General features: G+C 51.3%; 7 protein-coding genes. 2 read left to right on the top strand and 5 right to left on the bottom strand.

Features of this window, described 5'->3' with window-relative positions:
• Positions 1 to 151: 151 nt before the first annotated feature.
• From F6I03_RS09315 to F6I03_RS09300, 4 genes are all read right to left on the bottom strand, one after another.
• Positions 152 to 1,456: a TRAP transporter large permease gene (locus F6I03_RS09315; RefSeq protein ID WP_070430626.1), complete on the bottom strand. Its 1,305-nt coding sequence runs from the start codon at positions 1,454 to 1,456 to the stop codon at positions 152 to 154.
• Entirely contained in the window at positions 1,456 to 1,962 is a 507-nt protein-coding gene (locus F6I03_RS09310; protein WP_070430625.1) for a TRAP transporter small permease, read from the bottom strand. The genes F6I03_RS09315 and F6I03_RS09310 overlap by 1 nt, the downstream gene beginning before the upstream one ends.
• Positions 1,949 to 3,013 carry a TRAP transporter substrate-binding protein gene (locus F6I03_RS09305; protein WP_070430624.1) on the bottom strand — a complete coding sequence of 355 codons (1,065 nt, stop codon included), beginning with the start codon at positions 3,011 to 3,013 and terminating at the stop codon, positions 1,949 to 1,951. The genes F6I03_RS09310 and F6I03_RS09305 overlap by 14 nt, the downstream gene beginning before the upstream one ends.
• A gap of 464 nt (positions 3,014 to 3,477) precedes the next feature.
• Positions 3,478 to 4,479 carry an isocitrate/isopropylmalate dehydrogenase family protein gene (locus F6I03_RS09300; protein WP_070626065.1) on the bottom strand — a complete coding sequence of 334 codons (1,002 nt, stop codon included), beginning with the start codon at positions 4,477 to 4,479 and terminating at the stop codon, positions 3,478 to 3,480.
• A gap of 499 nt (positions 4,480 to 4,978) precedes the next feature.
• Here F6I03_RS09300 and F6I03_RS09295 point away from each other — a divergent pair, with 499 nt between their 5' ends.
• A complete protein-coding gene (locus tag F6I03_RS09295; RefSeq protein WP_070430622.1) occupies positions 4,979 to 6,187 on the top strand; it encodes an AI-2E family transporter in 1,209 nt (402 codons plus the stop codon).
• Positions 6,188 to 6,367: 180 nt separating this feature from the next.
• Here F6I03_RS09295 and F6I03_RS09290 read toward each other — a convergent pair whose 3' ends face one another.
• Complete coding sequence (locus F6I03_RS09290; RefSeq protein ID WP_070430621.1) at positions 6,368 to 7,702, bottom strand: aminopeptidase C; 1,335 nt, start codon at positions 7,700 to 7,702, stop codon at positions 6,368 to 6,370.
• A gap of 172 nt (positions 7,703 to 7,874) precedes the next feature.
• Between F6I03_RS09290 and F6I03_RS09285 the strand changes: the two genes are divergently transcribed.
• Entirely contained in the window at positions 7,875 to 9,011 is a 1,137-nt protein-coding gene (locus tag F6I03_RS09285; RefSeq protein ID WP_210383782.1) for a DNA/RNA non-specific endonuclease, read from the top strand.
• The last annotated feature ends 125 nt before the right edge of the window (positions 9,012 to 9,136 follow it).

The following is a 9,136-nucleotide window of genomic DNA, read 5'->3' as shown; positions in this document are numbered from 1 at the left end:
TTCCCTCTTTATATAGATGGATATAGTTAGCCAATTCTGCTGGTGAATGTTTTCTATTTGAACGCATAAAAACTCCCCCTAAAGTAGTTTACTTTTTTTAGTGTCTACTTTAGGGGGAGCATACCAGATGCGGCTTCGTTTTTTCTTAAACTTATAGGAGCCCAGCCAATTCTGGTAACCAGAGTGAGATGGCGGGGACATAGGTGACGAGGAGGAGGCCAGCGAGAATGGCCCCATAGTAGCTGAGCATGTAAGGCATAACATCTGCCAGGGTCGACTTGCCGACGCGGATGGCGACGAAGAGGGTGTTGCCAACGGGTGGGGTGATATTCCCGATACAGAGGTTATAGACCATGATAATCCCGAAATGAACCGGAGACATGCCAAAGGAAGTGGCAATCGGTAAGAAGATGGGCGTGAAGATCAGGATAGCTGGGGTCACGTCCATAAAGGTCCCTGAGATCAAGAGGATGATGTTAATGATCAGCATGATGGCTAGAGGGTTCTCGGTGATGCTGAGGAGGGCACCGGCAATGGCTTGGGGAATGCCAGTGAAGGCCATTACCCAGCTGAGAATGTTCGATACCCCGATCAGGAAGACCACCATCCCGCTAGTTTCAGCACTGTCGACTAGGATCTTGTAGAGGTCTTTTAAGCCGATGGACCGGTAAACCACTACAGAAATAAAGAGGGCATAGATCACGGCAATGGCAGAGCCTTCTGTGGCGGTGAAGACGCCGGCAATGATCCCACCGATAACCACGATAATGAGGGAGAGGGGGAGGAGGGCATCTAAAGTTGCCTTGCCGAGCCGTTTCCAGTCAAAGGGGCGTTGGTCGCCAAGATAGCCTTTTTTGCGGGCCATGATGAAGGCAACGACCATACAGGCCAGGGTCCAGATCAAACCAGGCAGGTAGCCGGCCATGAAGAGGGCAGCAACTGAGGTTCCCCCAGAAACGAGGGAGTAGGTGATCAGGGCATTGGATGGGGGAATCAAGAGGCCGCTAGGAGCAGAAGCCCCGTTAGTCGCTGCAGCAAGGTTCATGTCGTAGCCTTGCTCGCGTTCGCCGTCCTGGACCATCCCGCCAACTGCCGCTGCTGCTGCTGCCGCTGAACCGGAGATAGCACCGAAGAGGGCATTGGCCCCGACATTGGTCAGGAGCAGGGAGCCTGGGATCTTACCCACGATGGCTTCCACGAAGTTTACCAGACGTTTGGCAATCCCGCCTTGGTTCATAATATTCCCTGCTAGAACGAAGAATGGAATCGCGACCAGGGTGAAGGTTGAGGTCCCCGAGAAGATCCGCTGGGCCGCTGTAATAACGGTGGTTTCTAGGGACATGGTAGGTAGGATTGCGCCAATCGCCGAAATCCCAATAGCGATGGCGATAGGGATCCCCAAGACCAAGAGGATGGCCAAGAGGGCGATCATAATAAGTAATGATTGAATAGCCATTAGTTGTCTTCCTCCTTCTTAGCAGAATCAAAAGCAGCGAGGGGCTTTTGGTAGATGTCATACATGTTAAGCACACTGTAGAGGGCAATGAAGATGCCACTCAAAGGGATCACCGCATAGAAATACCCCATCGGCAAGGGGAGGGAAGATGACATCTGCCCCATGGTGAGGGAAGTAATTTCAATTCCGCCATAGATTAAGACCACGATAGCGAAGACAAAGATCAAGGCTTCGCTGAAGAGGTTGAGGGCTTTTTGGGTCTTGGCTGAGAAACGTTCTAAGATAACCGGGATATTCATGTGTTCCCGCTTGCCGAAGACATAAGCAGCCCCGAACATGGTCACCCAGGCGAACATATAAGAGGCGAGCTCTTCGGACCAGGTCGAAGGGGCATGGAGGAGGTAGCGGGTGAAGACCTGCCAGACGGTTAAGAGGGTCATTAAACCCAAAGTTAGGGCATTGAAGACCCGCATGATCTGGTCGAGGGTGTGTCTAATTTGTTGCATCAGCTTCTGCCTCCTTATCTTCTGCTTTAACCGCCTTGGCCTTGTCTTCGATTTGTTTGTAGATTTTCTCTAGGGAAGGATTGGCCTTGAGGACTTCGTCGTGGAGGGGCATGACCGCTTCACGGAAGGGGGCAGTGTCTGGATAATTGAACTTAACGCCCATGTCTTTTTCGGCTTTTTCCTTGGCTTCTTTCACCTTTTCTTGCCAGGCCTTGTGCTGGGTATCCTGCATAATTTGGAAGCCTTGGTCGAAGATTTGCTTGTCTTCAGCTGGTAGTTCGTCAAGGAAGCGGCTGTTCACAATCACTTCATCTGGGATCATTTGGTGGAGGGTATAGGAATAATTCTTCACAATGTCGCCGTGACCGTTCTCAGTCAAAGCGAGCTCGTTATTCTCTGCTCCGTCAATAACCCCCGACTGGATCGCGGTATAGACATCCCCAAAGCCCATCGGCGTTGCCGACCCACCGAGGAGTTCCATCATGCGCACATTGGTAGGGGACTGTTGAACCCGGATCTTGAGCCCTGAGAGGTCAGACGGCTTCTCGATCGGTCCCTTGGTCACATAGAAGTTCCGTGTCCCTGCGTCTAACCAGGCCTTGGTGATGAAGCCGGATTCTTCAGTCCCATTGAAGATCGGCCCCACAATTTCGGGATCGTTCATCACGGCATGGTAGATCTCTGGGGTTTCGAAGAGATAGGGCAGGTTGAAGATCTGGAACTGTTGGTTGAAGGTCTCCAAGATCGAGTTGGAAGCCACTGTAATCTCAATAGCCCCGGTTTGGGTGAGCTGGACCATATTGGTTTGGGTACCCAGGAGCTCACTAGGGTAGATCTGGACATCATACTTGTCGCCCAACTCCTGCTCAATATATTTCTCAAAAGCTTCCATCCCAATATGGGTGGGGTGGTTGGATGACTGGTTATGGGCAATGCGGATAATCCGCTGTTTCTGTTCAGCCTGTACGTGTTCAGGCAAAACAACCATGACAAGGACGCTTAAAATACTCACAATAATAGCAAATTGGCTCAGTAAACGTCGCTTTCTCATGTCTAATCACACTCCTTCATAATAAATAGAGTCACCAGACTAGAAGCTGGTGACGCTTACAAGTTATTATACAATAAATCCCTGGTCAGGTGTTAATCGTTTTCATTAATTATTTCTAAGATTATGAGAGTTGGGGGTGATATCAACTATAAGGGGTCTTGGCTGAAATGGAAGGGGGGAGTATGGGCTTCCACTCAAAAGTAGCTGGCAATCGAAAGCTTCTTTAATGACTAGTTACCAACAGGAAAGTATGGAGGAATCTAAAAATCGAGAGGCTAGAACAAAATATCCTGCCTCTCGATGAAAACACCTATTAAAAAATAATTTTAGGACCTATCGTCTGTGCGTCCTCATACTAGTTGGGTTCGGTCTGGCAGCTTTCCTGTCACTTCACAAGTCTCCGCCGCAGTCTTGCAGACTGCTTTGGTGGCTTGCTCCAGTGAAGGAAAGCTGAGCGCCAGCCCTCACACCCTTAAGTCTTGGCAGAGGGCTTGGCAGAAGTCGGTGGTGCTGGCTTGGCCGCCTAGGTCGGGGGTGAAGTTTTCGGTGTGGCTGAGGACTCGGTCTAGGCTCTGGCGGATGTTTTGCGCGCAGTCGTCTTGGCCGATGTAGTCGAGGAGGAGGCAGGCGCTGAGGATCATGGCCGTGGGGTTGGCCCGTCCCTGGCCTGCGATGTCTGGGGCTGAGCCATGGACAGCTTCAAAGATGGCCAGGTCTTTTCCAATATTAGCCCCGGGAACCAAGCCTAGGCCTCCAATCAAGCCGGCCATGAGATCAGATAGGATGTCGCCATAGAGGTTTTCCGTGACAATGACATCGAATTGTTTAGGGTTGATGACTAATTGCATGGCCATATTGTCTACTAGGACTTCTTTGAGCGGAATGTCAGGATAGTCTTTGGCAACTTGACGGGCGGTGTCTAGGAAGAGGCCATCGCTGAGCTTCATGATATTGGCCTTGGTAACCACCGTGACATGTTGGCGCTGGTGGTTTTGGGCATAGTCGAAGGCCTGGCGGATGATTCGTTCCGAGGCTTGGCGGGTGATGATCTTAATGCTGTGCATGACATCATCGGACACCTTCTCTTCGACCCCGGCATAGAGGTCTTCGGTATTTTCCCGGAATAGGACTAAGTCGAGGTCGGGGAAGAGGGCGGGAACCTGACCCAGTGACCGAATCGGACGCAGGTTAGCATAGAGGTCATATTTCTTTCTTAAGGCCACATTAGCACTGCGGAAGCCTGTCCCGATGGGGGTGGTCATGGGGCCTTTCAGGGCGAGACCGTTCTTCTCGATACTCTGGTAGACCGCCTCTGGGATAAGCTCACCGCTTGCTTCATAAACCGCTTGGCCAGCACGTTGGACTTCCCAGTCAATGTCTGCACCAGCGGCCTCTAGGACTTGGACCGTAGCATCCGCAATCTCGGGTCCGATGCCATCGCCAGGAATTAAGCTTACGCGTGTCATATGGAATCGCTCCTTTGCTTTATTTTTAACTTTATTATGCCAGAAGCAAGAAGTGATTGCGAGCGCTTTCTTAACTTGCCCGACTGCTGGGGAGGTGATAAAATGAAGGCAATGCAATTGTTTATAAAGGGTGAGAGGATGCGCGGTTAGCTTCCTTTCACTGGAACAAGTCACCAGAGCAGTCTCACAGACTGCGGCGGAGACTTGTGAAGTGACAAGGAAGCTGCGCAACCGAACCCGACTAAAGGGTGAGAGGCTTGGCGGTTAGAAAGGGTTGACTGGAAGAAAAGCGGATAAGAACGGCTTTAGCCGGTCGTTCCACTTTTCTGAAGTCACACCCTTTCTGCCAAGCCGAACCCGACTAAAAAGGGTGAGAAAGCTAGCGGTAGAAGTAGACCTCTGGAGCAAAAGAACAGAGAAGGCTGCAAGCCTTCGACGGGCTTTTGTGAAGAGGAGCGATTTCTACTAGCTTGAACCCGACTAATTTGGAGGATATCAAATGAAAATCAAAGCAATCGAGCGGATGGTTCTCAAATTTTTACTCTTGACGGCCTTGCTCGTTTTAATTATTGTCAATTGGCAGAGTACCCTATCCATCTTTGCTACCTTGCGTGGGGTCGCCTACCCGCTAATCTTGGGTTGTGCCATCGCCTATGTGGTTAACATCCTGATGACTAAATATGAGCAATGGCTCTTCCCTAATACCGAGAAGGCTTGGTTGGATGGCTTGCGCCGGGGGCTAGCGATGGTCTTAGCCTTCTTAACCATCATCTTAGTGGTGATCTCTGTCCTGATGTTGGTGGTGCCCCAAGCGGTGAATGCAGTGACGACCTTCATCTATGCCGTTCCGTCCTTGATCCGTGATGTGGAGCGTTTCTTCTTCGACTTAGCCGACCGCTTCCCGCAAGTCCTCACCATGATCAACCGGATTGATTTCGATATTCAAAACATTACCCAGCGCGTCGGCCAGGCAGCGACGAGCTTCGCCCAATCGACCCTCCAGTCCCTGCTCGCAATGGCAGCTACTTCAGCTTCAGCAGTCATGAACTGGGTCCTCGGTCTGATGTTCTCGGTCTACTTGCTCTCGTCTAAGGAGAAGCTGGGCCGGCAGTTCCGCCACCTGGTGACGAATTATTGTACGCCCCGCCACAGTAACTTTATCTTGAATGTGGTCGGCTTGGCTCACCATAGTTTCTCCAACTTTATTGCGGGGGAAACCGTTGAAGCAGCCATTCTTGGGAGCCTGGTAGCCGCTGGTATGTGGGTGCTTCAACTGCCCTATGCAGGAATGATTGGGGCCCTAACAGCTGTCCTCGCCTTCATCCCTATCTTGGGGGCCTATGTGTCAGCTGGGATTGGCGCCTTGCTCCTCCTCACTAATTCTTTCTCCCAGATGGTGATTTTCTTAATCTTTATCGTGGTGATCCAACAGTTGGAAGGAAACCTGATCTATCCCTTCGTGGTTGGGAATTCCATCGGTTTACCGGGCCTCTGGGTCCTAGTTGCCGTGACCATCGGTGGGGGCGTAGCCGGCGTTCTCGGCATGATTCTGGGGGTTCCCCTGGCTTCCATGTTCTACCTCATGGTCCAAAAAGATATGCGCTATCGCGACCGCTTGCAGGGAACAGGAGCCAGCCAAGACAAGGCCAAGATTCCTTTCCTCGAATCACTCTATCAACCTGACTACCTGGACCAATTAGAGGATTAGTAAGTTGCTTAGCAAGTTTAACCGCTCTACTCGGAGAGCGGTTTTTATTTAAAGATAAAACTTTCTCTCAAGTGCTGGTTCTACTATTCTATCGCCTAGACTTGAAGTCAAAACAAAAGTAAATCTCCCCTCGGACCAACTTGGCTCGAGGGGAGATTCTTTTTAAGCTCTTCTTTTTTACTATTGGTGCTTAGCCAGAGACCCCATTGGATCCCATGGGGCGAGGTGGATAGGCTCTTGGTCATACTTGCCTTGCCAGTCGCTTGGTAGGTAGCGGCTAGGCAGGGTGATTTGATAGTTGTATTCATCGAACCACTTGTCGGACATGCTGAAGATGCCGTCGTCACCGACTTTCTTACCCCAGCTGTTCTCTACCTTCCAGTTGAGGGCTTGGCCGTCTGCATCCAGGTCCACGCCGACGAGGACCATGGCGTGGGTGAGGACGCTGACCCCGTAGTCTAGGCGGTCTTCCTTGCTGAGCTGGAGGCTTTCGCCGAGGGTCGCTTCATAATCGTAGAGTTCCGTGTCCATGATTCCCCACTTGTTGTAGCTGGCCTTGCCGACATCGCAACCGAACCAGACAGGGACGCCATCCTTAATCGCTGCGATGGCTGCTTCTTTGAGGACCTCGATAGGGGCATTGAGGTACTTGATCGGTTTTTCTTCGGCAATGGTTCCCAGATAGTCGACGGTGAAGGTCTTGCCGTAGGGTTTGTCCTGGGTAGGGGCATTGATCAGACTGACCATATCTTCGGTTTCGATGCCGCCATATTCTTGGAAGAAGTCTTGAGGAGTGAGGCCTTGGAGCTTATGGTAGTTGCCGTCCTTGTCGCGGTAGCTATAGTCGAAGACTTCAGGTACAGCCCCTAAGGCCTTGACGAGTAATTGGTAGACGAAGTAGAGCTGTTCATCCCGTTTAGCAGATAGGTCGTCTTGGCTTTGGCCAGCTTTAGCGGCTTGACGGAGCTCATAGGCGAATTCCCGAAGCTTATTATTGAGGCTTTCGTTGAGTTGGCGGGTGTTGGAGGAGTGGAAGGTTTCGGGCATAATTTCTTTGGGCACACTGCCGTATTTATTGAGGATGCCTGCAAACATTTCCCATTGGCCACCATCTTCTTGTGGGGCTTGGAGGAGGTGCCAGATCAAGCGGTCATTGAGCTCGCGGTCAGCGGTTTCGATGATGCTGTTGAGGAAGTAATTCGCCTTCTCTAGCTTGTCCCAGAAGAGGGTATAGTTTTGGGAGAATTCGAAGCTTTCCAGGTTGAGTTTCTCCATGACATGGACCCGGGCTGTGTTGAGGGCAGAGAACATCCAGCAGCGGCCGCTAGCTTTTTGGTCGGTAATTTTCCCCCGTTTGGTTTCGTCGGAGAAGGCGAAGGGGTGCTGGCGGCGAACTACCGCATTCAGGCTGGCTTCTTGGATGCCGACCTGGCGGATCGCATGTTGGCTGGCCCGATTGCTTGGGTCTTTGGCATATTTTTCTTTAAAAACTTGTCTCAGTTCTTGGTTAATCATTCGAATCGCTCCTTTAATTAAGATAGATCACATCTTTTATTCTAACAAAGACAGGGGCACTTGACAATTAGGCTTCCCTAAAACAAAGGAAAGCTTAACAAAATAGCGAATGCAAGTTCGCCTCATTTTTGCTAGAATAGAAGCAGACTTTTTTGCGGATGGGGGAAGTGGGATGCAAGTTATTTTTTCCTTGATATTATTACTGAGCCTAGGCTTCATGTTCTATTATTGGCAGCGGAGCCTGACTAAGCGGCGGATTACGGCCTTCACGGCACTGAATGGGGTCTTGGGACTGATTGCGACCAATGATCTCAAGGCTGCTCTAGCGACTTTTGCCGTGCTAAGTGCTATTTTCTCGGCTTTGAATATTCGACGAAACAAGCGTTGGCGGAATTTGGCGGTCATGTTGGCAGTGGTGTCGACGGTTATGCTCTTGGTCGTCTCTGCGGCTCCGACTAGTCAAAGTCTGCCAGATCGAGAGGCCCCAACTGCCTCTTCTAGGGTCCAAAGCTCGGGCCAATCAGGGGCTACAAACAAGGGGGCTTCTCGGTCAGAGTCTGGGGACGACCGCCTCCACTATCCCGAACTGCCTGCCCAAACAGAGGGAGAAAGTGGTGACCTGCCAGGCAAAGACCGGACAGCACCACCGGCTCCCCATGATCCGGAAGCTGAAGCAGGGGGTGTGGTGCCCCAGGTTCCGGCAGACCAGGCCTATGTGGCAGTCAACAGCAACATTCCTCACTTCAGCAACGAAGACATCTCTTCCACCCAGGCCTATGAGGACTATGGGCAACTGGATACTTACGGCCGGGTTACAGCGGCCAATGCCGTCCTCGGCCAGGAACTGATGCCAGATGAGGACCGGGGCGATATTTCTGCCATCCGGCCCACAGGTTGGAAGCAGGCCAAGTATCCGACCGTTGATGGGGGCTGGCTCTACAACCGCAGCCACCTGATTGGCTACCAGTTAACCGGCGAGAATGCCAATATTCGCAACCTCATGACGGGGACGCGCTATTTCAATGTGGAAGGCATGCTGCCCTTCGAGAACTATGTGGCTAATTATATTGAAGAGACGGGCAACCATGTCCGCTATCGGGTGACCCCGGTCTTCGAGGGCGAGAACATGCTGGCCTCAGGCGTTTATATGGAAGCCTTCTCGATTGAAGATAATGGGGCGGGTATTAAGTTTAATGTTTTCGTGCCCAACCGCCAACCCCAAGTCGCTATTGATTATCGTACCGGGGCCAGCCGCGGCCAGGAAGGGCCCTTAGAGACGGATGACTTGCCCTCACTTCCTAAAGAATAAAAGATTTATCAGCCATTTAAAAATCCAGATGCCATACAGAAGGGCATCTGGATTTTTTGTTAGGCGGGCTGATGAGTAGGCCTTGCTTCCTGGCTATCACCCGGATTCAGATTAGATTTTTTATG

It is taken from the genome of Aerococcus sanguinicola, assembly GCF_008726925.1.
In the GTDB taxonomy this organism is placed as follows: domain Bacteria; phylum Bacillota; class Bacilli; order Lactobacillales; family Aerococcaceae; genus Aerococcus.
The sequence above is the reverse complement of the archived record's forward strand: the minus strand, read 5'-3'. Positions and strand labels throughout refer to the sequence as shown.

Coding starts and splice junctions, on each gene's coding strand:
- F6I03_RS09315 (WP_070430626.1), bottom strand. CDS start 1,456: ATGGCTATTCAATCATTACTTATTATGATCGCCCTCTTGGCCATCCTC.
- F6I03_RS09310 (WP_070430625.1), bottom strand. CDS start 1,962: ATGCAACAAATTAGACACACCCTCGACCAGATCATGCGGGTCTTCAAT.
- F6I03_RS09305 (WP_070430624.1), bottom strand. CDS start 3,013: ATGAGAAAGCGACGTTTACTGAGCCAATTTGCTATTATTGTGAGTATT.
- F6I03_RS09300 (WP_070626065.1), bottom strand. CDS start 4,479: ATGACACGCGTAAGCTTAATTCCTGGCGATGGCATCGGACCCGAGATT.
- F6I03_RS09295 (WP_070430622.1), top strand. CDS start 4,979: ATGAAAATCAAAGCAATCGAGCGGATGGTTCTCAAATTTTTACTCTTG.
- F6I03_RS09290 (WP_070430621.1), bottom strand. CDS start 7,702: ATGATTAACCAAGAACTGAGACAAGTTTTTAAAGAAAAATATGCCAAA.
- F6I03_RS09285 (WP_210383782.1), top strand. CDS start 7,875: ATGCAAGTTATTTTTTCCTTGATATTATTACTGAGCCTAGGCTTCATG.